Source organism: Methylobacterium sp. E-005 (assembly GCF_022829725.1).
Lineage (GTDB): Bacteria > Pseudomonadota > Alphaproteobacteria > Rhizobiales > Beijerinckiaceae > Methylobacterium.
Map to the genome: position 1 here is coordinate 100,910 of NZ_JAKSYG010000217.1, position 23,742 is coordinate 124,651.

General features: G+C 68.9%; 24 protein-coding genes. 5 read left to right on the forward strand and 19 right to left on the reverse strand.

Going from position 1 to position 23,742, the window contains the following annotated elements; translation table 11 throughout:
• Positions 1-161: 161 nt before the first annotated feature.
• A complete protein-coding gene (locus MKK88_RS25845; RefSeq protein ID WP_244004890.1) occupies positions 162-599 on the forward strand; it encodes a DUF488 family protein in 438 nt (145 codons plus the stop codon).
• 155 nt (positions 600-754) lie between these two features.
• Here the strand turns inward: MKK88_RS25845 and MKK88_RS25850 are convergent, their stop codons facing one another.
• The 6 genes from MKK88_RS25850 to MKK88_RS25875 all read right to left on the reverse strand — a co-directional run bounded on the left by MKK88_RS25850 (position 755) and on the right by MKK88_RS25875 (position 5,769).
• Positions 755-1,144 (reverse strand): DUF6894 family protein, encoded by a 390-nt coding sequence (locus MKK88_RS25850; RefSeq protein WP_244004893.1) that lies wholly within the window; start codon positions 1,142-1,144, stop codon positions 755-757.
• A 27-nt stretch (positions 1,145-1,171) separates the two neighbouring features.
• Entirely contained in the window at positions 1,172-1,372 is a 201-nt protein-coding gene (locus tag MKK88_RS25855) for a hypothetical protein (RefSeq protein ID WP_244004945.1), read from the reverse strand.
• Between the two features lie 150 nt (positions 1,373-1,522).
• Positions 1,523-2,371: an oxidoreductase gene (locus MKK88_RS25860; protein WP_244004895.1), complete on the reverse strand. Its 849-nt coding sequence runs from the start codon at positions 2,369-2,371 to the stop codon at positions 1,523-1,525.
• A gap of 12 nt (positions 2,372-2,383) precedes the next feature.
• Positions 2,384-4,345 (reverse strand): cytochrome C oxidase Cbb3, encoded by a 1,962-nt coding sequence (locus MKK88_RS25865; protein WP_244004897.1) that lies wholly within the window; start codon positions 4,343-4,345, stop codon positions 2,384-2,386.
• 105 nt (positions 4,346-4,450) lie between these two features.
• Positions 4,451-5,392: a 2-hydroxyacid dehydrogenase gene (locus MKK88_RS25870; RefSeq protein WP_244004898.1), complete on the reverse strand. Its 942-nt coding sequence runs from the start codon at positions 5,390-5,392 to the stop codon at positions 4,451-4,453.
• Positions 5,393-5,484: 92 nt separating this feature from the next.
• Positions 5,485-5,769 (reverse strand): hypothetical protein, encoded by a 285-nt coding sequence (locus tag MKK88_RS25875; protein WP_244004900.1) that lies wholly within the window; start codon positions 5,767-5,769, stop codon positions 5,485-5,487.
• A 158-nt stretch (positions 5,770-5,927) separates the two neighbouring features.
• On the opposite strand from MKK88_RS25875, the gene MKK88_RS25880 reads away from it, so the two are divergent.
• The gene (locus MKK88_RS25880; protein WP_244004902.1) at positions 5,928-7,400 is read left to right on the forward strand and encodes an MFS transporter; all 1,473 of its coding nucleotides are present in this window, start codon (positions 5,928-5,930) and stop codon (positions 7,398-7,400) included.
• 402 nt (positions 7,401-7,802) lie between these two features.
• On the opposite strand, the gene MKK88_RS25885 is transcribed toward MKK88_RS25880, so the two are convergent.
• From MKK88_RS25885 to otsB, 3 genes are all read right to left on the reverse strand, one after another.
• Entirely contained in the window at positions 7,803-8,807 is a 1,005-nt protein-coding gene (locus tag MKK88_RS25885; RefSeq protein ID WP_244004904.1) for a glucokinase, read from the reverse strand.
• Positions 8,808-8,897: 90 nt separating this feature from the next.
• Complete coding sequence (locus MKK88_RS25890) at positions 8,898-9,299, reverse strand: DUF4260 domain-containing protein (protein ID WP_244004906.1); 402 nt, start codon at positions 9,297-9,299, stop codon at positions 8,898-8,900.
• Positions 9,300-9,323: 24 nt separating this feature from the next.
• On the reverse strand, positions 9,324-10,067 hold the full coding sequence (otsB, locus tag MKK88_RS25895; protein WP_244004908.1) for a trehalose-phosphatase: 744 nt from the start codon (positions 10,065-10,067) through the stop codon (positions 9,324-9,326).
• Between the two features lie 114 nt (positions 10,068-10,181).
• On the opposite strand from otsB, the gene MKK88_RS25900 reads away from it, so the two are divergent.
• Both MKK88_RS25900 and MKK88_RS25905 read left to right on the forward strand, forming a co-directional pair.
• The gene (locus MKK88_RS25900; RefSeq protein ID WP_244004910.1) at positions 10,182-10,691 is read left to right on the forward strand and encodes a DUF427 domain-containing protein; all 510 of its coding nucleotides are present in this window, start codon (positions 10,182-10,184) and stop codon (positions 10,689-10,691) included.
• Positions 10,692-10,743: 52 nt separating this feature from the next.
• Positions 10,744-11,967: a serine hydrolase domain-containing protein gene (locus tag MKK88_RS25905; protein ID WP_244004912.1), complete on the forward strand. Its 1,224-nt coding sequence runs from the start codon at positions 10,744-10,746 to the stop codon at positions 11,965-11,967.
• 7 nt (positions 11,968-11,974) lie between these two features.
• Here MKK88_RS25905 and MKK88_RS25910 read toward each other — a convergent pair whose 3' ends face one another.
• The 5 genes from MKK88_RS25910 to MKK88_RS25930 all read right to left on the reverse strand — a co-directional run bounded on the left by MKK88_RS25910 (position 11,975) and on the right by MKK88_RS25930 (position 16,732).
• Positions 11,975-12,592: a DUF2147 domain-containing protein gene (locus tag MKK88_RS25910; RefSeq protein ID WP_244004914.1), complete on the reverse strand. Its 618-nt coding sequence runs from the start codon at positions 12,590-12,592 to the stop codon at positions 11,975-11,977.
• A gap of 198 nt (positions 12,593-12,790) precedes the next feature.
• Entirely contained in the window at positions 12,791-13,321 is a 531-nt protein-coding gene (locus MKK88_RS25915) for a GNAT family N-acetyltransferase (RefSeq protein ID WP_244004916.1), read from the reverse strand.
• Positions 13,322-13,493: 172 nt separating this feature from the next.
• Complete coding sequence (locus MKK88_RS25920) at positions 13,494-13,694, reverse strand: hypothetical protein (RefSeq protein ID WP_244004918.1); 201 nt, start codon at positions 13,692-13,694, stop codon at positions 13,494-13,496.
• 139 nt (positions 13,695-13,833) lie between these two features.
• The gene (locus MKK88_RS25925; RefSeq protein ID WP_244004920.1) at positions 13,834-14,937 is read right to left on the reverse strand and encodes a helix-turn-helix transcriptional regulator; all 1,104 of its coding nucleotides are present in this window, start codon (positions 14,935-14,937) and stop codon (positions 13,834-13,836) included.
• Positions 14,938-15,418: 481 nt separating this feature from the next.
• Entirely contained in the window at positions 15,419-16,732 is a 1,314-nt protein-coding gene (locus tag MKK88_RS25930; protein ID WP_244004922.1) for an MFS transporter, read from the reverse strand.
• A gap of 179 nt (positions 16,733-16,911) precedes the next feature.
• On the opposite strand from MKK88_RS25930, the gene MKK88_RS25935 reads away from it, so the two are divergent.
• Positions 16,912-18,063 carry a dimethylmenaquinone methyltransferase gene (locus tag MKK88_RS25935; protein WP_244004924.1) on the forward strand — a complete coding sequence of 384 codons (1,152 nt, stop codon included), beginning with the start codon at positions 16,912-16,914 and terminating at the stop codon, positions 18,061-18,063.
• Between the two features lie 37 nt (positions 18,064-18,100).
• On the opposite strand, the gene lptB is transcribed toward MKK88_RS25935, so the two are convergent.
• The 5 genes from lptB to MKK88_RS25960 form a co-directional block, all read right to left on the reverse strand.
• Positions 18,101-18,964, reverse strand: coding sequence for an LPS export ABC transporter ATP-binding protein (gene lptB, locus MKK88_RS25940; RefSeq protein ID WP_409566710.1), 864 nt, complete (start codon positions 18,962-18,964; stop codon positions 18,101-18,103).
• Positions 18,961-19,644, reverse strand: a complete 684-nt coding sequence (locus tag MKK88_RS25945; protein WP_244004926.1) for an LptA/OstA family protein — start codon at positions 19,642-19,644, stop codon at positions 18,961-18,963. Before MKK88_RS25945 ends, lptB begins: the two co-directional genes overlap by 4 nt.
• On the reverse strand, positions 19,641-20,384 hold the full coding sequence (gene lptC, locus MKK88_RS25950) for an LPS export ABC transporter periplasmic protein LptC (RefSeq protein WP_244004928.1): 744 nt from the start codon (positions 20,382-20,384) through the stop codon (positions 19,641-19,643). Before lptC ends, MKK88_RS25945 begins: the two co-directional genes overlap by 4 nt.
• A 214-nt stretch (positions 20,385-20,598) precedes the next feature.
• A complete protein-coding gene (gene htpG, locus MKK88_RS25955) occupies positions 20,599-22,431 on the reverse strand; it encodes a molecular chaperone HtpG (RefSeq protein ID WP_244004930.1) in 1,833 nt (610 codons plus the stop codon).
• Between the two features lie 134 nt (positions 22,432-22,565).
• A partial coding sequence (locus tag MKK88_RS25960; RefSeq protein ID WP_244004932.1) for a KUP/HAK/KT family potassium transporter occupies positions 22,566-23,742 on the reverse strand: 1,177 nt, incomplete at its 5' end.

Sequence of the window (23,742 nt, forward strand, 5' to 3'; positions counted from 1 at the left end):
ATTCGATGGCCCCGGCGCGGTTAACGGACCTTTGCGATTATTGCGGCGGAATTCCGAGATGCGTTGCATCGCCGCGACATACGCAGGGGATCCCCCGATGTTGCACAGGCCGCGATTCGGCTTAAGTGCCGGTCGTGACATGCGAGTTCGGTGGCCGCGCTGTGGGCAAGCAAATCTTTACCATAGGGTACGAAGGCCTGGATTCTGAGCAGCTCGGCGGCATCCTGCGCGATGCCGGCGTCGGCGTGCTGGCGGATGTCCGGGCGGTGGCGAATTCGCGCAAGCGCGGCTTCTCGAAGGGCGTGCTCAGTACGTCGCTGCGGGAAGCAGGGCTGGGCTATACCCATCTGCGCAGCCTCGGGACGCCGAAATCCGGTCGGCAGGCGGCTCGGGCCGGGGATGCGGCCTTGCTGCGCCGGATCTATTGCGAGGAGGTGCTCGACACCGCCGCCGGGCAGACGGCCCTGGGGGAGCTTGCCGCCATGGCGGAGGCGGCACCCCTCTGCCTCCTCTGCTTCGAACGCGATCCATCGGTCTGCCACCGGCGCATCCTTGCGGAGCGCCTGGCCGAGCGGGGTTTCGCGATCAGGGATCTGTGAGGTCGCGCCGGGGTGGAGTAAGGCGATCTGATGCGTTCAGCGCCCCTCCCCGCTCCGCGGGGACAATGATGCGTGCAGCCTTGATCGCCGAGCCGATGCGGACCTGCGGCGATCGTAGCCCTGGTGGAGTGGTCAGGAGCCGCTCGTATCCGACCTCAAGCCGAGACGCGGGACCGCGTCAGGGATCCGTGCGCGGGCTGCGGGCGCGCGCCGAACGCGCCAGCGAGCCGGCGGAGCGAACCCAATGCCGCGTCGAGACGCGAGGGCGGGGTTACGCGCCGTGCTCGCCGATCACGATCGGCGACCGGCTCAACCGGCATGTACAGCGCGTCGAAGAATGGAATCTCCAGAAGCGTCGCACCGCCCGCGTCGGTGATCACCAGGGTGGCCGCGAGCAGGCGCGGGTCGCCGCCATGCTGGCGCATCAGACCCTGCACGATCGTGCGCGCCGTTGTCCGGGCGGCCTCGGCGTCGGCGACCCATTGCGCCGATGACGCCGGCAGCGACGCTTCGCCGAGGCGGATGGTGAAGTTGGCCTGAATCATGACGGCTCCTCCGGCCGGGTTGCTGCGTCAGGCCGCCTGCGCGCCGTCGGCATCCTCGGTCACCGGCTTCGGGTCGAAGGCATCGGCCAGAAGTTCGAGGCGCCGGGCCATGTCGCGTACCTCGTTCAAGGCGATCGATTTCTGGCCCTCCTTGACCGCACGGGTGATGTCGCTGACCTGCGCGGTGGCGATCCGCTTGAGTTCCTCGGCGAGCTGCTGGCAGGTCATCATCGCATCCGGGTCCGGTGTATCGATCCGAGCCGGAATCGTGGCGCGCCGTCGCTTACCAAGGCGTTTCCCCGGGGCGCGGCGCCTGTGGACAAAGCGGCGATCGGGGTTCGCTCCGGACCGCTTCGCCCTGCTGGCTGAGACGGAGCGTCACGCCTCCGGATAATCAGCCGCGATGCTCGTTTCCCGCCACGCCTCGATCTCGGCCAGCGCCTGCTTCAACCGGGTCGTGACCGCGTCGTAGCCCCAGGCTCCCAGCACGAGGTGGCGCGGCGGTGCGTCCATCTCGGTTACCTTGATCATCGCTGCGCTGGCCCGCACCGGATCGCCGGCCTGTGTGCCGCTCTTTTCCGAGGTGGCCTTGAGGCGCGTCCCGGCGGTCCCGGCATAGTCGGGGATTGCGTTCGGCGTCTGAATGAGGGAGCGGCCGGCCCAGTCGGTGCGGAACGGGCCCGGCTCGATGCAGGTCACGCGGATGCCGAGGGGTGCGACCTCGGCGGCGAGGGAATCCGAGAAACCCTCAACCGCGTGCTTGGTGGCCGCGTAGTAGCCGGAGGCCGGGAAACCCACGAACCCCGCCACCGAGGTGATATTGAGAATATGGCCGGATTTCTGCGCCCGCATCGCCGGCAGCACCGCGCGGGTGAGCGCGAACAGGCCGAACACGTTGGCGTCGAACTGGGCTCGGATCTTAGCCTCCTCGCCCTCCTCAATCGAGGATTGGTAGCCGTAGCCCGCATTGTTCACGAGCACGTCGATCCGCCCGAATTTGTCCTGGGCAGCCCCCACGGCGGCGGTGATCTGCCCGGCTTCGGTGACATCGAGCGACAGCGCGAGGACGCGATCCGCTGCGCCCTCCGTGAGGTCAGCGACCTTGGCCCGGTCGCGCGCCGTGACCACCGCCCGCCAACCCCGCTCGATGACGAGCTTGGCGAGTTCCCGACCGAAGCCGGTCGAGCAGCCGGTGATGAACCAGACCGGGTTGGTGTTCTGCGTCATGGCGTATCCTGATCAGGGCGTTGCGGCCGGCTCCGTCAGGCGATCGACCGAGAGCAGATAGGCGATCAGCGCCGTCTGCTCCTCGGCCGAGACACCCGAACCGGCATCCGCCCAGAAGGCATGCCCCTTCCCGGTAACGCGGGCGGTCCGCGCCGTATCCGAAGCCGCGTTCGCGGCTACGACCTTGGTGCGTAGATCCCGGTCGATCAGCGACCGCAGGCTGTTGGCGGGATCCGGAGCGATCCCCTTGTAGAGCGTACCCGGCACGCCGAGCTGGCGTTCCGCATCGGGCCCGACCGCGACGCCGGAATCGTGCAGGTAGGGCGCCGTCCAGAGGAGGCCGACAAGGTTCGGAACCTTGTAGCCACCCTGCGTCCCACCCTGCCCCCAGGCAAGCTGGACCTGAGCCTGCGCATCGCCCGCGAGCGGCACCGGGACGACCGCGGGCTTCTCGGCCAGCGGGAACGGCGTGCCGACGGCGAACATCGCGGGCGGCGACAGGCGCGCCTCCATCTTGGCGCCGGCCCGCGCACGGGTCGGTTCCGTACCGATCTCGGCCTCCGGGATGACCCGGTGGTTGGTGAGCGCCGGCCCGGAATGGCAGGCGCCGCAGCCGACCTTCTCGAACACCGCGCGGCCGGCGCGCACCTGGCTCGCGTCCTGTCCGGAGACTGGCGGATGCAGCAGGTTCTGGAACGCCGACATGGCGTTGTTGGCGTGGTTGGCGGGCTCGCCCGGGACCGAGGCGAACAGGCCGTTGTCGGTGACATAGTTCGTGGCCGGATAGGTCGGCAGCACGGCGTAGCTGTTCAGACCCGGCGAGGCCGGCGTCGGGTCGACGCTCCTCAGCACCTCGGACGGGCTCCGGTTGCCGTCCGGGTTGTAGCGGAACGACGCCGTTGCGGCCCCGCGCAGGACGATGCCGAGATACGTCTCGGGATCCATGCCGAACAGCCAGGGGGCGGCCGCCGCCAATTGGGTGGTGTCGGAATTGGCGGCATGCACGTTGTTATTCAGCGAGGACAGGCCCGCGAACGGGCCGAGCGCCTCACGTCCGCTCCAGCTATAGGGCTCGCCATAGGCGGAAAAGCTCGACGGGATCGAGGTCGGGTTGGTAACCCGATCGGCCGAGGAGTCGAAACTGCCAGGCGGCCAGCTCGCCACCTGCACCTTCGTGGCCGCCTCCACAGCCGCCGCGTCCGGCAGCACCGGACCGGCCGTGGTCGAGCCGGTGTGCTGCGGGTCGGCACTCGGTCGGGCATCGGCCTCCGGCACGCTGGCGTGCATGAAGTAAGCAGAGGAATTTTTTGCGAGCGCCATCAGCAGCCCGGCATTGAGATCGATATTCGGCGCCCCTTCCACGACCTTGCCGGTGCCGGGATCGACTGCGGCATGGCAGAGTGCGCAGGTGATGCCCATGCGCAGGTGGCCGCGGTCGTAGAAGGTCTTGATCCCGATGATGAAGGCGCCGCCCTTCGGCACGTCGAGCCCGGTCGGGACCAGCTCACCCGTCTTGTAGACGCGATCGCCGATGCGCAGGTCGCGGGCCATGGCGACCTGGAGGTTCGTGGTTCCCTGCCCGCCGAGCTTGGCCACGGCGAGGGCGACTTCCGTCGGCGTCAGGCCGCCGTCGAGCATGCCCATCACATCGGTGAGGAAGACCTCGTTGCCGAACGTCTCCTGGTAGAAGGCCTGTCGGCCACGCTCGACCATGGCGGGATCGATCGCCACCGCGGTCCCGCCGGAGGCCAGTTCCTTCCGGCCGCTCTCCGTGGCGTTCAGGCGATCCGCCTCGGCCCGGGAGACCCGGCGGCCGAGGATGTCGAAGGCGGTCTGGATGGGATAGCGGTCCGCGTTCAGCAGATCCGCTCGGTCTGGCATCGGCGCGTAGCTGAAGCGCCCGAGACTCGCGGTAGCACCCACCGCGACGGCCGCGACGCCGGCAACGATCAATGAGCAGCGTGGCCAAGCCATTTTGTGTGAAAGTCCTTCCGGATCCGCCGGCGCAAGGGCGGCGGCCGGCCATAAACACGCCGATACGGCCAGGGTTCACGGTCGCCGGCGGGACCGGGTGTCACGTCAGTAGCCCCGGGCTTTATCGATCCCCTGCGGTGGCTCACCGGTCCGCCGGAACTCCCGCAGGTTCGCAGCCACCGTGGCGGCCGCCGACGGCATGTCGGTCGGCCCCGAGATATGCGGCAGCACGGTCACGCCGGGATGGGACCAGAGGGGGGACTCGGCCGGTAGGGGCTCGACCTCGAACACGTCGAGCACCGCGTGGGCGAGATGGCCGCTGTCGAGCGCCGCGATCAGATCGTCCGTCGCCACGATCGGCCCGCGCGCGAAGTTGATCAGCGCCGCGCCCGGCTTCAGGGCCGCGAGACGCTCGGCGTCGATCAGGCCGCGCGTCTCCGGCGTCAATGGAATCAGACAGACGAGGATGTCGCAACGGCCGAGCATGATCGGAAGCGCCGCGACCCCATGCATCGCTTCGATGCCGGGGACGGCCTTCGGGCTGCGGCTCCACCCGGTGACGCGAAAGCCCGCCCCCAGGAGCCTCTCCGCCGCCGCGATCCCGAGGGCGCCGAGCCCCAGCAGGCCAACCGTCGTGTCGCTGGGCTTCCGGTAGGGATGGGGCCGCCAGACACCCGCCCGCTGCTGGCGCGCATAGGCCGGCATGTCCCGCTGGATGTAATAGGTCCAGGCGAGCACCGCCTCCGCCATGGTACGGGCCATCTCACGGTCGACCAGCCGCACGATCGGCAGGGGCCGGTCGAAGGCGTTCACCAGCCGCTCGACGCCGGCCCAGAGGCTCTGAACCCAGACGAGGTTCGGCAGGGCCGCGACCTCGGCGGGATCGGGATTGGCCACGATGGCGACCCGGGCCGCGTCCCGCGCCCCATCATCCATCAGGCGAAACGGGACGATCCGTTCTTCGGGCATCGCGGCAGCCAGCACTGCCAGATAGTCCGTTTCCTGTGTTGGCCCCTTGCACCCGATGAGGGCGATCACCTCTGGCATTCCCGACTCCGTATCGGCCCGATCCCAATGGCCACGACACACCCAGCAGGCGCTGTGCCCGAGTCGCCGCGGATCGCCAACCGGTTGCCGCGTCAGCGTGCTTCGATCAGGGCCGGGTAGACGAGGCGGACGTGGCGGCCCTCCGGGATCGACGTTTCGGTCCGGCCGCGGATGCTGCCGGTCGTGGTCGGTAGGGCTGGTTCCGTTGGCCGCAGGCTCCACCGGTCGGCGGCCGGCATGTACACGCGGGGTTTCGGGCGTTCGAGATGCACGTCGGCCCCTTGCGAGGGGACGGTCGCCAGACTTGTCAGCGTCATCAGCGTCAGCGTCGCGAGGCGGGCGCAACGGCGACGGGGGGAGGCAGGACGGAGGGGCATGACGGGGCACCGCGTGGGTGCCTCCGGTCTGCGCGCATCAAATGAAGACCGGCTCGAACCGAATCGATTCCCAACCCGTTCCCAACACCTGCTTGCGATCTGGGTAAATACGGGTTGTGCAGGCACGGTAAATGGCCTGATCGGGAGGACGAGCGCGCATGACGAGCAAGGTCGAGGGGAGTTCCGGAACGCCGGAGCGGGCAGAAATTGGCCGCGTGATCGACACCGACATCTCGGCGCGCCTTGATCGTCTGCCCTGGGGCCGGTTCCACGTCCTCGTCATCGTGGCACTCGGGATCACCTGGGTCCTCGACGGGCTGGAGGTGACGCTGGCGGGCTCCCTGGTGGGCGCCCTGCGGCAGCCGCCGATGTCCTTCTCGGAGTTCGACGTGGGGCTCGCCGCCTCCTGCTACCTCGTCGGCGCGGTGATCGGCGCGATCGGCTTCGGCTGGCTCACCGACCGAATCGGGCGCAAGAAGCTGTTCTTCATCACGCTGGCCCTCTACCTCGTCGCCACCGCGGCGACCGGCCTGTCGTGGAACGTCTGGAGCTTCTGCCTCTTCCGCTTCTTCACCGGGGCGGGGATCGGCGGCGAGTACACGGCGATCAATTCGACCATCCAGGAGCTGGTCCCCGCCCGGGTCCGCGGCTGGACCAACCTCGTGATCAACGGCTCGTTCTGGATCGGCGCGGCGCTCGGCTCGTTCATGTCGATCGTGCTGCTGAAGCCCGAGGTGATCGATCCGGCCTGGGGCTGGCGGGTCGCCTTCTTCACCGGTGGCGCCATCGGCCTCGTGATCCTGTTCCTGCGCACGTGGATTCCCGAAAGCCCGCGCTGGCTCGCGACCCACGGCTACGCCGCGGAGGCCGACCGGGTCGTCACCGGGATCGAGAAGCGCTTCACCGACGAGGGCGTCACCCTGCCGCCGGTGGACGAGAGCAAGCGCATGAAGGTCCGCACCCGCGACCGCACCCCGCTCTCGGAGGTGTTCAAGGCGCTGTTCGTCACGAACCGGAAGGCGACCATGGTCGGCCTCGCGCTGATGATCGCGCAGGCCTTCTTCTACAACGCGCTGTTCTTCACCTACGCGCTGGTGCTCGAGCAATTCTACAACGTGCCTGGCAACAGTGTCGGCTGGTACCTGCTGCCCTTCGCGCTCGGCTCCTTCCTGGGCCCGTTGCTCCTCGGGCGCCTGTTCGACACGATCGGCCGGCGCAAGATGATCGCCTTCACGTACGGGATCTCGGCGCTGCTGCTCGCTGCCGTCGGCCTGCTGTTCCGCCTCGATGTGCTCGGGCCGGTCGGGCAGACGGGCGCCTGGATGGTGGTGTTCTTCTTCGCCTCGGCGGCGGCGAGCTCGGCCTATCTCACGGTCTCGGAGACGTTTCCGCTGGAGATCCGGGCGCTGGCCATCGCGGCCTTCTACGCGGTTGGCACCGGCATCGGCGGCGTCTCCGGCCCGTTGCTGTTCGGCACCCTGGTCGAGACCGGCTCGCGGGACTGGGTGCTGTTCGGCTACGGACTCGGCGCCGTGCTGATGCTGGTTGCCGCGGTGGTCGGCGGGATCTGGGGCACGGCCGCCGAGGGTAAGTCGCTGGAAGAGGTGTCGAAGCCTCTGGCGGCGGCCTGAGCCTATAGTCCGAGGCGCGCGGCATCAAACACGGGATGCCGGCGCCATCGGAACGTGCAACGGGCGGCCCTCTCACGCGCCCCCGAACCGTTCAACTTGGACGAGGATGTTGGTCGCACCGGAGCGCGCGGCCATCCCGTCCATCGTCACGAAATCGATTCGCTCGACGATAGCTGAGGCCATGAGAAGACGGTTCAACCGATCGCGATCAATCGAAGGGAGGCTTGAGATGGCGGCGGCATGAGGCCCGTTACGGCAAATTCGCCATATCCATGATCCGGCAGAGTGTCGCGAAGCAGGCGGACCCCAAGGCATCGTTCAAGGGATCGTGTGCATCGAACCCATCCGCTGGTGCCGCACGGAAAGACGTTCTCCCTCGAGGCGAGGGGGAATATCGGCGCCTCAAGCCCCCTTCCGCCACACCTGTCCGTGATAAACAAACGTCCGGCCCTCATTGGCCAGGGCCGCGAGGCCCTGGAAGGCGGGATCCTGAACGGTGATGACGCTGGTGGGGATCTTGCGCATCATCTCGACAAAGGGCGCTTTCCGCTCGAAGGCGTCGCGAAACCCACTCTCCTGCAGCACCTTGATGATCCGGGGCGCAATGCCGCCGCCGATATAGACGCCGCTGGTGGCCAAAAACGTCAGGGCGAGGTCGCCGCAGACGCGGCCAAGCAGCCTGCCGAACAGCTCCAGCGTCTCGGCGGCATGGGGATCGGAGGCATCGAGGCCGGTCTCGGTCACCGCCGCGGGATCGATCTTCTCGTGCGGCCGCCCCGTGCGGACATGCGTCACCGCCGCGTGCAGCCGCGCGAGGCCAGGGCCGGACAGGACGGCTTCGACGGTGATCCGGTCCTCGACCCGTTCCAGCGCGTGCCAGACCTTCTCCTCGAAGGCGTCGGCCGGGCCGAAATCGGTATGGCCGGCCTCGGTGGAAACGATCGCCAGATGCGTGGTGTAGGGTACCAGAGCCGCGGCGCCGAACCCGGTGCCCGGTCCCAGCACCACGCGCGCACCGCCGGAGATCGGCGGGCAAGGTCCGATCGCCGTGAGATCGTGCGGCTCTATACCGGCGGCGCCGGCGGCTACGGGCACGTAATCGTTCACCACCACCGCGGAGGACAGGCCGAAATCCTCGCCGATGCGCTGTCCGGCGATCTGCCAATGGGCGTTCGTGAGTTGGTTCACGGGGCCATCGACACGACCGCCCATGGCCAGGATGGCGGAACGCGGCGACGCCAGGTCACCGCCCTTGGCGAGGGAGGCCCGGATGGCGCTCGACGGGTCGGGATGGTCCGCCGTCGCCTCGTGCGAGAGGAGCCGGGGCTGCCCGCCCTGTGCCTCGATGAGGCCGAAACGGGCATTCGTTCCGCCGATGTCGCCGACCAGGACCGGAAACTCGAACATCGCAGGGGGCCTCTGCTCACTGGACCGTCAATGGCACTTCATTCACCCCACGTCGCCGATTGGACAAGTCCCACGGGGCCGTGAAACGCCCTATCGCGGCGTATCCACGGTGGGTACCCGTCCAACGGCGCCGAGATGCGTATCGCCGAAGCCGGTCGCGTATTTGAGGCCATAGCCGAGCATCCGATCAAGCCCGATATGCGCAAGCCAGATCAGGGCCAACCCGATCAGGACGGATTGATTCAGCGCCGCCGCTGCGCTGAGGCCGATCAGCGGCGGCGTCATGGTGTGGAAAGCGTTGTACGCGATGGCGCCGGGTCTCGGACCGGCCGCGTATCCCAGCATGCTGAGATCTGGGGCGAACAGCAGGGCGGCGAAGGTCCACCCGGATTGCCCGAGCCAGGCATAGGCCGCCACCGAACAGGCGAGCAGACAGGCTCCCTCGATCCGCAGGATGATCCGGGGGCCGCCGCCCACGAAACCGCCGGACATGGCAATCCCCCCGCGCTGGTTGAATCAGGCTGGCGGCAGGGCCGCCGGATCGATGGCGCCGCCCTCAGCCCAGTCGCGCAGCAGGGCGCGGACGGCGGCTGGGTCGGGCAGGCGGCGGCGCGCGACGGTCTCGCCGTCGCCGACCCGCACCGCGATACCGCCATCCGCGTTGACCGATGCGAAGGCGATCTCGTCCGTCCGGTCGTCCCCGAGGAAGACCGGCACCCGCCCGCGATAGGGGCTCTGCTCCATGAAGGCGCGGATCGCATGCGCCTTGGTGGCCTGCGCCGGTACGATCTCGCCGACCGCCTTACCGAGCTGCAGCCGATATTCCAGCCCGAGCGCCTCGGCAGCCGCCTTGACCAGCGCCTCGGCGCGCGCCGCATCATCGGCGCCCGCGAGCCGCCAATGCACCGCGACAGAGGCGCCCTTGTCCTCGATCAGGACGTTCGGCAAAGCGGCGCTCGCCGCCTCGAGCCGCGCGACCTGCCGGCGCAGGTCCGGATGGTCCTCCGCCTGTCCCCCACTGAGGGCACCACCGACCCGGCGCTCGACCCCGTGCAGCCCGGCGGCGTCGAGGCGCGCGGGCGCCAGGAAGCCGTCGATCACGGTGACCGGCCGGCCAGTCACGATTGCCAGCGCGCCGCCGAGGCGGTCACGCAACCGCTCCAGCGTCTCCACGAGGCCGGGCTCCACCACCACCGCATCGGGCCGGGGGGCGATCTCGGCGAGGGTGCCGTCGAAGTCGAGGAAGAGGGCGATATCCATCGCGAACGGTCCCGGGCTCGAATCTCGGCCACGGGCTAGCACGGGCCGGGCTCCCGACAAACGGCGACCCAACCGCCCTATATCGCCCCGTGCATGCTTTGCACGGGGATCCGTATGATCTGGCCGCCGACCCATCCAGCACCAGACCCGGTCAAGCCGGGGGAGGAAAGCGTCTGGACCTATCCGCGCCCGCCGCGGCTCGAGCCGGTGCGGCAACGGCTGCGCGTGGTGCTCGGCGGCGTGATGATCGCCGAGACGGAGGCCGGGTACCGGGTCTTGGAGACCTCCCACCCGCCGACCTACTACCTGCCGCCCGGCGACATCGCGGCGGGCGCGCTCGTCAATCCGCGGCGCGGCGGCATCTGCGAGTGGAAGGGTCAGGCGCGGCTGTTCGACGTGCAGGGCGGCGGCAAAGTCGCGTCCGGCGCCGCCTGGACCTACCCGGACCCCACGCCGGGCTTTCGCCCGATCGCCGGCTACGTCGCGTTCTATGCGGGGCCGATGGAGGCCTGTTTTGTCGGCCCGGACCAGGTCACGCCGCAGCCCGGCGCGTTCTACGGCGGCTGGATTACGCCGGGCATCGTCGGACCGTTCAAGGGCGGCCCGGGCACGATGGGCTGGTGATTTTCGACAGCGATCCCCTTACGACTTGTGCGCGACGAGGCGTGGAGACCGCATGAGCGCGCTGACCGACACCGATCCCAAGGCTGCCGGCTTCGATCCGGCGGCACTCGCGCGGATCGAGCCCTGGATGGACCGCCTCGTGGCCGATGGACGGCTCGCCGGCCTGTCGGTGACGGTGGCACGGCGCGGTCGCATCGCCTTCGCGCGGGCCTGCGGCCAGGCCGATCTCGCCCGGGGAACAGCCTTCACCCTCGATACCGTGGCGCGGATCTATTCAATGACCAAGCCGCTGACCTCGGTGGCGGTCATGCAGCTCTACGAACAGGGCCTGTTCCAGCTCGACGATCCGATCGCGCGCGTCCTGCCCGAATTTTCTGAGATGCGGGTCGCGGTGGGCGGCAACCGGGCGAAGCTTGAGACCGAGCCGGCGCGTCGGGCGATCACCGTGCGCGACCTCCTCACGCACACGGCCGGCCTGACCTACGGCTTCATGGAGGCGACACTCGTCGATGCGCAGTACCGCGAGCAGGGAATTGACTTCCTGGCGCGGGAGGGCACGCTCGCCGAGATGACCACCCGGGTGGCGAAGCTGCCGCTCCTCGCTCAGCCGGACAGCGCCTGGAACTACAGCGTGGCGACCGATGTCCTCGGGCAATACGTGGCGGCGGTCAGCGGCCGGCCCTTCGCCGAGTATCTTCGCGCATGCGTGATCGAGCCGCTCGGCATGAGCGATACCGATTTCCACGTGCCGCCCGCGCTGATGCCGCGCTTCTGCGCCACCTATGCGTATGATCGCGAGCGCCGGCTGCGCCTGTACGACGATTCCGTGGAGACGGCCTTCGCGCAGCCGCCCGCCATTGCCTCGGGCGGGGGCGGCCTCGTTTCGACGGCCGCCGACTATCAGCGCTTCTGCCGGATGATCCTCAACCGCGGCACCCTCGACAATCGCCGGTTGCTCGGCCGCAAGAGCGTCGATCTGATGCTGGCCAATCACCTGCCCGGCGACCTCGCCGCGATGGGCACGCCCCGCTTCGCAGAGACCTCCTACACCGGGATCGGCTTCGGCCTCGGCTTCTCGGTGATGCTCGATCCGGCTCGCGCCCAGATCCTCGGCACCCCCGGCGAGGTCGCCTGGGGTGGCTTGGCCTCGACGGCGTTCTGGATCGACCCCGTCGAGGATCTCTCGGTCGTGCTCATGACGCAGCTCGTGCCGTCCTCGGCGCTCCCGATCCGGCGGGAGCTGCGTATCCTGACCTACGCGGCGCTCGCGGCGTGAGGACCGCTTATTCCTGAGCCGGCGCCGAGGCCGCGGGCTTGGGGGCGGCCTTCGTGCCGGCTTTCGCCGCCGCAGGCTTCGCACCGGCCGTGGTCGCGTATTCCGGATCGCTGCGCGGGCCGTTCGGGCCGTTGGTCGGGCCGGGGAGCTGACCGGGTGCAAGGTCGCTGACCTTGGTCCAGGTCTGCGACTTGCACAGGAACGCGATCAGGCAGCCGCGGACGGTCAGCTCGCCCGGCGCATCCGTCCAGATGGTGACGTCGTACGACTTGCCATCCTCCGAGTTGTAGATCTTGCCCTCGTAATGCGCGTCGGCATTGGTCTTCAGGCCCATGATCAGTTGGTGGCCCAGCGAAGGACGCGCCTGCTTCTTCGGGTCGGGATTCTTGAAGTCGATCCGCGGCTCGCCCTTGTCGTTCAGCGGAACCTTCAACCAGACCACGTACCCGCACAGGCGGTCATTCGCGGCCCCGCACTTCTCAAGGCGCACGCGCGCGCGCCCGTCCTCGGTGAGATACGTACCGCTCGGATCGGCCGGGGTCGCCGCCTGCACGGCGCCAACCAGCGCCGGGAGAGCCAAGATCGCGAGCGGCGCAATCCTGCGACCGATCGATGAAAACCGCATACCCGAACTCCTATGCCTCGCGGACCGTGGGGGGACCGGACCGCTCGCGGGAGGAAGGCTCCTCCCTCGCGTCATCGCGCGCGCGCACCGGGCCAAGCTCCGCGTGTCATGCGCCTCTGCCCCGCCCTCTCACGTGCGAAGTTGTCCGCATCATGACACGACAGCCTTGAGCTGAAGGCGCGGGATCCAATACCGACCTTACACGCGCGTCGGTGGCGTGGCGCGAGCCGGGCCGAGGGAGCGCTGCATCAGGGTGACGTCGAGCCAGCGCCCGTGCTTGTAGCCGACCGCCTCCAGGGTTCCGACCGGCCTGAACCCGAGGCGTGCGTGCAGCGCCGCGGAAGCCGGTGAGCCACTTTCGGCGATAACCGCCACCATGGTGCGGAAATCGATCCGTTCGCACGCGGCGATGAGGGCTTCAAGGAGGACGCGGCCGATTCCACCGCCCCGGGCGGTGCGCGCGACGTAGATCGAATCCTCGACGGTCGAGCGATAGGCCGCACGCTGGTGATACGGCCCGGCATAGGCATAGCCGACGACCGCCTCGTCCCGGACTGCCACGAGATAGGGATAGCCGCCGTCACGCAGGGTGGCGAAGCGTCGGGTCATCTCGTCGAGTGACGGGGGCTGCGTCTCGAAGCTCACCGTGCTGGTCGCGACGGCCTCGCCGTAGATCGCCGTGATGGCAGGCAGATCGATCTCGGTGGCGGGACGTATCGCGTCGGTCATACGGTTTGAGCCTGAACCGGGAATACCGGCGCGCCGGCCGTCGGCGGTGAGTAGGGACGGCCGGGTCGTCGAGGGCCAGCTCCGGCCCTGGCGAAACCGGTTTCCGTGGAGGCACCGGCTTCGCGTCGATCAATCGGCCGACGGGGTCGAACCCCGGCGGCCGAACAGGAATTTAGCCCTGCTTGGCCTTCTTGTTGGCATTGTGGTGGCCAACGGCGCAGCCTGCGGCGGCACCCATCTTGCCGTGGCCGGCCATGTGCCCGGCGACACCGCCGACCACCGCGCCCTTAAGGCAACCCTTCGCTTCTGCGGGAGCACCGGCCAGGACAGCGCCGATGGTCAGGGCGGAAATCAGGGCGATCCGATGAGTCATCGAACTTTCTCCTACACGTCTGGGTCGAAGCGGCTTCCCAGCTGAAACGGCTTGGTGGCCCAGCCCGTTCCGTCCGCCCCTGCGTCCCAGGTCGACGCCGCCCGTCGATGCCGATCCTCGACGCCGACCGGAGGCGCGCTCAGCGTGCGAGACCCGCCACCAGCCGGACGAGGTCCGCCTGCCGGGTTGCGCCGGTCTTGGCGAAGATCGCCTTCAGCTGCGAGCGGGCGGTCGCCGCGGTGATGGCGAACCGGGCGGCTGCCTCTGCGAGCGAATCCCCGGCCGATAGGGACTGGGCAAGGCGCGCCTCCGCGGGCGTCAACCGGTAGGCGGCCTGCAGGATCGCCGAGGTCGGAACGGGCGTGGCCCCGGCCACGCGGCCCAAAAGCAGCGTACGACCGCCCGCGAACAGACCCCGGCTCGGCCCAACCAAGGGAACCACGTGGATCACGATCGGCTGCGCATCGCGCCGTGCCACCACGACGACCGAGATCGGCGCCCACCCGCACGGGCGCGCCAGGGCCTCCAACTGCCGGGCGGCCTCCGGATCCTCGGCGACGAGGCGTCCACCCGCCAGCTTCAGGTCGAGCCCGAGCAACCCCTGGAACGCCGCGTTCCAGCACAGTGCCTTACCCTCGGAATCAAGGACCATCGCGGCACGATCGATGCTGTCGAAGGCCTCGTTCAGTCCGGCGAACCGCGCCTTCTCGACCATCATGGTGAGCAGCGCCGCGCGACGCAGGAGCGGCGACAGGGTCGCCAAGCGTTCCTGTTCGTGCGCCTCAAACGGACCCTGCGCCACCGTCCGCTGCAGCGAGAGGCACCAGAGCCTGCCCTTCACCTCGAACCCGACGCCGGCGAACCAGCGCAGGCCGCAGGAGCCGAGCAGATCCTGATAATAAGGCAGGCGCGCGATCTCGTCGGGCGAGGTGAAATCCAAGTCGACCGTGATGCCGCGCGTTCGCATCGTCGGCAGGCCGCGCAGGCGATGATCCTCCCGGTGCCAACCCTCGTCGAAATAGCGACGCGCGGGTTCGGCAAGGGATTGCGTGCACAGCGCATCGAGCCCCGTCCGATCCGTCCGCAGCAGGAGCGCGCCGACGCTGCCGGAGCTGCGCGCGGCCCGCTCGATCAGGTCGGGCCAGCGCGTCGAGTCGATCACGGCCTGCTCGAGATCCTCCCGGAAGCTTGCCTCCAGGTCATCCTGCAACCGAGTGACGTAATCGCGATTCAGGCCGGGCATCGGACCGGTCTCCGCTGGAGGTCCCTCTGATCCCCCCTCCCTCACCGGATCGGTATACACATTTTACGACTCAAATCCATGCTGACTTCCGCTGTAAACTGATTTAGGTAACATCATTGCATCCACCCAGCGTCTATCGGGCATGGGAAGGCTCAGAATGTGACAAGAAGACCGTTCGGATCAGTTGTTACAACCTAGCCGCTGTCCGGCTGCGGACAGACGTTTGGTCCCCGATCGGCGAAGCTCCGCGTCACGCCACAGGTCAGCCGCGGATGCGGAGGCGATTTTGCGCCGGCTGGCCACGCGCAATCCGGCGTTTGACGCGCCGACGGCGCCACGCTTGGGACTGCAGGGAGAGTCCCTGCCCGCGGAGCGGGGACGCGTTCCCAGAGTTCAGGATCGGACAACCCCGCTCCACGGCGGTGGCGATTCGCCACCGCCTGATGAGTGGTGCGGAGGCGCCCCCGCCGCCGGTGCCGACCTACTCGGCCAGGCGCAGGCCGCCCACGAAGCCCTCCGCCGGATCTTCGTCGGAGATCGGATCCTGGATCAGGGTCCAGTATCCGAGGGCCGCCACGAGGGCGATCACCGCACCGGTGATGAAGGCCATGGAGAAATGGCCGGTGCCGCCGACGATGAAGCCGGTGACCGTCGGTGCCAGGGCGCCGCCGATATAGCCGCCGAAATTCTGCATCGCGCCCAGCGAGGCCGTGCAGCTCGCCGGCGCCGCCACCGAGGCCATCGCCCAGGCGGCCGACGAGCTCATGTAGACCAGAAACAGCGAGGCCGAGATGCAGGCGATGGCGAGCGTGTCGCTCGGGGTCAGCGCCGCCACCACCGTGAAGGCCGCGGTCGCCACCAGGGAGGCGGCCATCGGGATCTTGCGGCTGCGGATCGGATCGACGCCGCGGCGGACCAGCATGTCGACGACCCGGCCGCCCAGGATGCCGCCCATCACCCCGAACGCGAACGGGATCGAGCCGACGAGGCCGGTCTTCTGCAATGTGAAGTGCCGCTCGATCTCCAGGTAGCTCGGCAGCCACGCGGTGTAGAGCCACGTCATGTAGATACAGCCGAAATAGCCGATGATCATGCCCCAGCTGGTGCGGAAGCCGAACAGCCGCCGCCACGCGCTACAGGTGACGGAACGGCTCGCGTTCGGTGCGTCACCCTCCTCCAGGAAGGCGCGCTCGGCCGGCGTCAGGTTCGACTCGCGGGGGTTGCGAAACACCGCGTAGACGATCGTGGCGAGCACCAGACCCGCCGCCCCCATGATCACGAACATGGCCCGCCAGCCGAAGCTCACCATCAGGAAGGTCAGCAGCGGCAGGGCCAGGAAGGTGCCGAGCGAGGAGGCGCAGTTCCAGATCCCCGTGGCGGTGCCGCGCTGGCGGATGTTGAACCAGTCGCGGGAGACGCGGGCGCAGGTCGGGAAATGCGGCGCCTCGCCGATGCCGAGCACGATGCGCGCGCTGACGAATTGCCAGAACGAGGACACCGCCCCGCCCAGCATCTGGCCAAACGACCAGCAGGTCAGGCCCAGCGTGAGCGTCAGGCGCGGGCCCAGCCGGTCAGCGAGAGCGCCGGCCGGGAGTGGCGCGAAGGCATAGGCCCACAGGAAGGCCGAGAGCAGCAGCCCCATGTCGGGGATCGAGAGGCCGAGATCCTCGCGGATCAGCGGATTGGCCACCGCCAGCGTCGCGCGGTCGACATAGTTGACGACCCCGGCCGTTACCAGCAGCGCGAGCGAGACGGTCTGGATGCGCTTGACGCGCGGTGAAGCGGCCAGGGCCATGGCGTTCCTCCGGGTTGACGGGCCCGTTCGGGGCTCCGGGGCCGCCCGGTCGTTTGCGACTCGATGACGGCCTCATCGCATTCTGCATTGAACGCCGCCGGACGGAAGAGCCGCCCCTCGCCTCTTCGGCCTCGCCGTCGTAGACCGCCCTCCTCCGTCACCCTCCGAGACAGCTCCGCGTGCGCCTGATCCAGATCACCCATCACGACCTCGACGGCTACGGCGCCTCTACGGTGGCGGCCGCCTGCGCCCCGGTCGAGCGCGTCGTCCACGTGCCGCGCTACAGCGATGTGGGTCCGGTTCTCGAGGACGAGATCAAGCGCCTCGGCAAGGCGACCGAGGGCGAGATCCTGCTGATGACCGACCTCGGCCTGGAGGAGCAGACCATTGCGGGCCTGAAAAAATTCGCCGCGTTGAACAAGCGCCGCGAGGAGGGCCGCAGGCACCGCCTCGTCGTGCTCGACCACCACGCCTCGTCCCTCGATCAGCTCCGGCGCCTCGGGCTGGAGCCGCTCCCCGACCCGGCCCGGCCGGGGCTCAACCGGGTCGATATGGGCGATCCCGAGATCGCGATCCTCATCGAGGAGGAGATCTGCGCCACGCGGATGGCCTTCGAGCACCGGGCCCTGTTCGCCAGTCACGAGCCCGGGACCGACCTGTCGAGTCTCCTCGCGGCGATCGACGCCGTTGATCTCTGGCGCAAGGAGAGCCCCGCCTTCCGGGGCGGTCTGGCGCTGGACGAGATGTTCTGGGAAGCGGTGTCGAGTTTCGTGCCGGTCGGGCATCCCTGGCACGACCGGTTCGTCTCCGATCTCCTGCTCGCAGCGGCCGAGATCCTGCGGACGGGGGCGAGCCCGGCCGAACTCGAACAGCGCGCAACGGCGATGCGCACCGGCGTGGTCGACGCCATGCTGCGCGAGGCGCCGGACGACGATCCCGCGCTCACCACGCGCATGCGCCTCGCCCGGGCGCTCGCCCGCTCGGACACGTTGTTCCGCCCGTTGAAGGACGGCACGCTCCTGTCCTTCGCGCTTGATTCCGGGACCTTCCAGAGGGTCTCCGACCTGATCATGGATGCGGGCCGGGCGAAGCGCGTGGTCAACGTCCAGCGGATGGGCACGCTGTCGTTCCGCTCGAACGACGGAACGGCGCTCGACGGCGCCCGCCTGTTCCGCGGCGGTGGCCACCGGGATGCCGCCGGCGGGCGGCTCCAGAGCGGCTCGGCCTTCTCGATGACGGACGCGATCGCGCAGGTGGAGCCGGTGCTCAACCCGGAGAAGCCCGCGGGCTCGGACAGCCCGTTCGCGGCGCTGAAGAACTGGAAGGGCTAAGCAATCGCTCGCCCGACCCCGCGGGCGTGGCGGCAGGCTAAAGCCTGAAATCCTCGCCGAGATACAGCCGCCGCGCCTCGGGGTTCGCCACGATCTCCTCGGGCGTGCCCTCGGTGAGGATGCGGCCCGAATGGGCGATGTAGGCGCGGTCGATCAGGCCGAGCGTCTCGCGGACATTGTGGTCGGTGATCAGCACGCCGATGCCACGCTGCTTCAGGTGCTTCACCAGATCCTGGATGTCGCCCACCGCGATCGGATCGATGCCCGCGAACGGCTCGTCGAGCAGCATGAAGGTCGGCGAGGAGGCGAGCGCCCGGGCGATCTCGCAGCGCCGCCGCTCGCCGCCCGAGAGCGCGATCGAGGGCGATTTGCGCAGGCGGGCGATGTCGAACTCCTCCAGCAGGGAATCGAGCTTGCGCGCCCGCTCCTTACGGTCGGGCTCGGCGACCTCCAGCACGGCGCGGATGTTGTCCTCCACGCTCAGCCCCCGGAAGATCGAGGCTTCCTGCGGCAGGTAGCCGATGCCGAGACGTGCCCGCTGGTACATGGGCAGGTGGGTGATCGGCAGGCCGTCCAGGGTGATGTCACCGCGATCGGCCACCACCAGCCCGGTGATCATGTAGAAGATCGTGGTCTTGCCGGCGCCGTTCGGGCCGAGCAACCCCACCGCCTCGCCGGTGCGGACGGTCAGCCCGGCCTCATGGACCACGGTGCGGGCGCCGTAACTCTTGCGCAGGCCGCGCACGCTGAGGATGCCGGGTCCGCCCATGTCGGCCGCGGGCTGGTCCCCGGCCTCGGCGCCTTCGGGCTGACGCTGCCGCCGCCCGAACAGGCGCCCGAGCCAGCCGGCACGGGCTGCCGATTCCTGCGGACCGGCCTGGAACGCCACTGCGCCGCTCAATCGACCTGCGCCTTCGGCTTCGGGGGCGGTTGCGTGCAGCCCTTCGACTTCCCGTCCTTGGCGTCGGCCTTCTCGCCCGGCACGAACAGGGCCGAGACCCGGCCGCCCGCCACCGGGTCCATGTTGGCCCGGCCGCTGTTCATGTCGTAGACCAGCCGTTGACCGCGGGTAACGTTCTGGCACTGGCTCAGCACGACATTGCCGGTGAGCACGATGCGCTTGGCGTCCTGATCGAACACCGCGTGATCGCCGGTGGCGACCTGATCCTTCTGCACCACCGTCACCGGGCCGGCGCAATCGACCTTCTGGATGCCGTTCTCGGCCGGGTTGCGGGCCGGCGTCGGGTCGGCGCCCGCCTCGGCGACCTTGCCGTCGGTCTTGCCGTCGGGCTTGGCGTCTTTGCCCGGCGTATCCTTGCCGCGCTTGTAATAGACCGTCATCGTCGAGCACCGGATCGTGCTCTCGCCCTGCACGGCCACGACGTTGCCGGCGAAGATCGCCTTGTTCTCCCGGTCGAATACGTCGAGCCGGTCCGCATCGATCTTGATCGGGTCCTTGCCGCTGCCGCCGATATTGCCGAAGGGCGAATCCTTCCGCGCCGCGGGCTTCTGGGCGAGGGCCGGTACGGCGAGCAGCAGGCACGCCGCCAGGGCAGCGGCCAGAGTGCGGGCAGCGCTCATCGGGAACCGTCCGAGGGCCGCGCGTCCGTGGTCTGGATGCGCAGGGCCGATGTCTCGGCCGGCCCGTCATGCGGCCTGTCGGCCTGATCCTCACTGACGATGACCACGTGGACGTTGCCCACGAAGGAGATCCGCTTGCCGCTTTCCACCACGTCGAGGGTGTCGGCATTCACGGTGGCGCGCGGGCTCGACACGGTCACAGGCTCCTGCGACGTGATCGCGCCGGTCTTGAACGTCACCGCGGCCGAGCGGAGGCGCGCCTCCTCGCCCTTGTCGGTCCAGATCCGGATGTCGTCCTTGAGGTCGAGGGCCTCGCGGGCGCTGTCGAACAGGCCGGAGGTGGCCGAGAGCCGGGCGATGCCGCCCCGGTCGTCGGTGGCGATGTGGCCGCGCATCTGCTGCAGCTCGATCAGGCTCGGCTTGCGCACGTCCTGCAGGGCGGCATCCGCCGTCACCTCGTAACCGCGCGTGCCCTGACGGAAGCCGGCAAGCCGCGGGTTCTCCATGCGGACCTTCGTGCCCGCCAGCGTCACCGGACCGACCGAGACGCCCGGAAGCTGGGCCGAAAAGGGATTGAACAGGTAGGCGAGGAGCAGCGTCACCGAGCCGCCGGCCGCCACCGGGATCAGGCGACGCATGGTGCGCACGCGGCCGCTGTGGCGGTACGCCCGGGCGTGCGCCCGGGTTCGCGCCGCCGCGACCGCCTGTCTGGTGCCGGCTTCAGCCTCGACCGGGTTCATGCAGCGTCCGTGAGGCGCGGCGGGCCGCGCGCGAAAGGAATCGGATCCGACGCCTGCGGCCCCCACCGCGCCCGCGCCACCGGCCGGGCAATGCTCCCGACCGGTGGCGAAGTTATGGCTTGACCATTTCCGTTTGATCAACCGGACTTATCAATGTTCTCTCGGCATGTGCGCCGACACACGCCGTGAGGCCCGGGCTGTGTCCTGCCTGTCCCTAGGCCGATCGCGCCGCCGCCAGCGCCGCCGCTACCGTCCGGGCAAAAGCCGCTGGGTCGCGTGGGCTATCGCCGTCCTGGATGCGGGCGAGGTCGAGCAGCGTGCCGGCCGCCTGCGCGACCTCCGATTCGGGCGCCGCAGCGAGCGTTCGAATCAGCGGGTGGCGCGGATTGATCTCCAGCACCGGCTGTCCGGCGCCGGCGCGTCCAGCCCGCCGCATGAGACGCTGCATCTGCAGATCGGGCCCGCCCGTGCCGGCCGAGAGCACGACCGCCGAATCGACCAGCCGGTCGGTGGTGCGCACATCCGAAACCTCCGGCCCGAGCGCGGTTTTCACGGCGGCCACGAAGGCATCGATGCCCTCCGACGCCTCCGACTGTTCAGCCTCGAGGGCGAATTTCGAGAGGTCGAGCCCGCCCTTTGTGATCGAGCGGAGCGGTTTCTCCGCGAAGGTGCCGAGCTGATCCGGCCAGAAGGCGTCGACGTGGTCGGAGAGGAGCAGCACCTCAAGGCCGCGGGCCCTGAAGCCCTCGAGCTGCGGCGATGATTTCAGCGCTTCGGCATCGTCGGCTACAAGATAGTAGATCGCCTCCTGGCCGTCCTTCATCCGGGACACGTAGTCGGGCAGCGAGGTCCAGCCTTCCACCGCCGAGGAACGGAAGCGCAGGAGCGGCGCGATCTCAGCCCGGCGCTCGAAATCCTCGTAGATGCCCTCTTTCAGGACGGGGCCGAAATTCTCCCAGAAGGACTGATAGCTCTCCGCATCCTTCGCGCGGCCGGTAAGTTCGGACACGACGCGGCCGGTCACCGCCCGGCGGATTCGGGCGAGGGCCGGCGTCGATTGCAGCATCTCGCGGGAGACGTTGAGCGGCAGATCCTCGGTGTCGACCACGCCCTGGACGAAGCGCAGCCACGGCGGCAGCAACTCGGCCTCGTCGGTGATGAACATCCGCCGGACATGCAGCCGGACCTTGCTCTGCCGCTCGTTGTCGAGCGCCTGGAACGGCTTCGAGCCTGGGATGAACAACAGCGCCGAGAATTCGAGCTGTCCCTCGGCACGCCAGTGCAGGGTCGCCCAGGGCTTGTCGAAATTCATACCCATCGAGCGGTAGAATTCCTCGTACTGCTCCTCGGTCACCTCGGACTTGGCCTTGCGCCAGAGCGCGGTGCCCTGATTGGCCGATTCATCCTTGCCGTCGCGCACGATTGCGATCGGCACAGTGATGAAGTCGGCCCATTTCCGCACGAGATGGTCGAGCCGGTAGGGCTCCAGATACTCGTCGGCATCCGCCTTGAGGTGAAGCACGATGTCGGTGCCGGGTTCGGAGCGCGTCGCGGGTTCCAGCGTGTAGCTGCCCTGCCCTTCCGAGGCCCAAGTCCAGGCCTCGTCTCTCCCGGCGCGCCGCGACGTGACGGTGACCCGGTCGGCCACCATGAAGGCCGAGTAGAAGCCGACGCCGAACTGGCCGATCAGGCTCGGCCGGTCCTCGACCTTGGCGGATTCAAGTGTCTGCGAGAAGGCCCGCGTGCCGGAGCGCGCGATGGTGCCGAGGTTGGTGGCGAGATCCTCCTTGGTCATGCCGATGCCGGCATCCGAGACGGTGAGGGTCCGCGCATCCTTGTCGGGGGCGATGCGGACCTTGGCGTCCGGCGGCAGGGCGCTTGCCGCCGAAGTCAGGGCCTCGAAGCGCCGCCGGTCCATGGCGTCGGCGGCGTTCGCGACGAGCTCGCGCAGGAAGATCTCGCGGTCGGAGTAGAGCGCGTGCACGACGAGGTCGAGGAGGCGACCCACCTCCGCCCCGAATTCGTGCCGCTCGATCGTCTCGCTCACGGGTGATGCCTCCGCTGTGGGGAAAAATTCGCGGTGGCGATATGCTGGCGAACGGCGCGGTTTTCAATGCGGAGCGCGGGTGGCTCCCGTCTGCGAAGCCCCGCTTTGCGCCTGTTCCTGCGCGGTGCCCGCGATCAGATCTCGATCTCCGTCCCGACCTCGACGATCTGCCGGGTCGGCAGGCCGAAATGGGCGCCGGTGCGCTCGGCGTTGCGCTTCATGAAGGCGAACAGACCCTCCCGCCACGGTGCCATGCCGGGCTGGGTCGGCGACAGGATCACCACCTCGTGGCCGACGAAATAGGTCATATCCTCCAGATATTCCGGCGGCAGCAGGCCGCTCGCCACCGCGCATTGCAGCCCCTCGGGGATCGAAGCGGTCTGCATGAAGCCGTAACGCAGCACGACGCGCTCCATGCCGGGCGTGTACTTCGAGATGGCCTTGCGGATCCCCTGCGCCACCAAGGTCACCTCCGCCCGCTCGCTCGCGGGGATGACGGGCTCCTCCTCGTAGATCACGGTGATCAGCAGGATCCGCTCGTGCAGGCAGCGGCTGCGCTCGATCAGCCGGCCGAGGGCCATCGGGATGCCCTCGGTGGCGGCGGTGAGGAAGGCCGCCGTCCCGGGCAGCGTCACGGGAGGGTGCGTGGACAGCCGCGACAGGAATGTCGCCTCGGACATGCGCATGGTCTGCCGGACCGTTTCGAGGACGTGATTGCCCTTCATCCAGGTCAGCATCAGGAAGGCGACCGCGCCAGCCAGCAGCAGCGGAAACCAGCCGCCCTCCAACAGCTTCACGCTGTTGGCCGCGAAGAAGACCAGATCGATGACGAGGAAGAACCCGTTCACCGCGAAGACCAGGATCGGGTTGTAGCCCCAGCGGAGCGCGATCAGCGCGGCGAGCAGCGTGGTGATGCCCATCAGCGCCGAGACCGCGATGCCGTAGGCGCCCGCCAGCGCGTCCGAGGAGCCGAACACCACGACGGCCGTGAGCGTCGCGGCGGCGAGCAGCCAGTTCACCGCTGGCACGTAGATCTGGCCGCGCTCCTCCTGATCGGTGTGGACCACCCGCATCATCGGCATGAAACCGAGCTGGATCGATTGCTGCGTCAGCGAGTAGACGCCCGAGATCACGGCCTGCGAGGCGATCACGGTGGCCATCGTGGCCAGAGCCACCAGCGGGTAATGTCCCCAGTCGGGACACAGGCGGAAGAACGGGTTCTCGAGGGCGTCGGGGGCGGAGATCAGCAGCGCGCCCTGCCCGCAATAGTTGAGCACCAGCGCCGGCAGAACCAGCGCGAACCACGCCAGC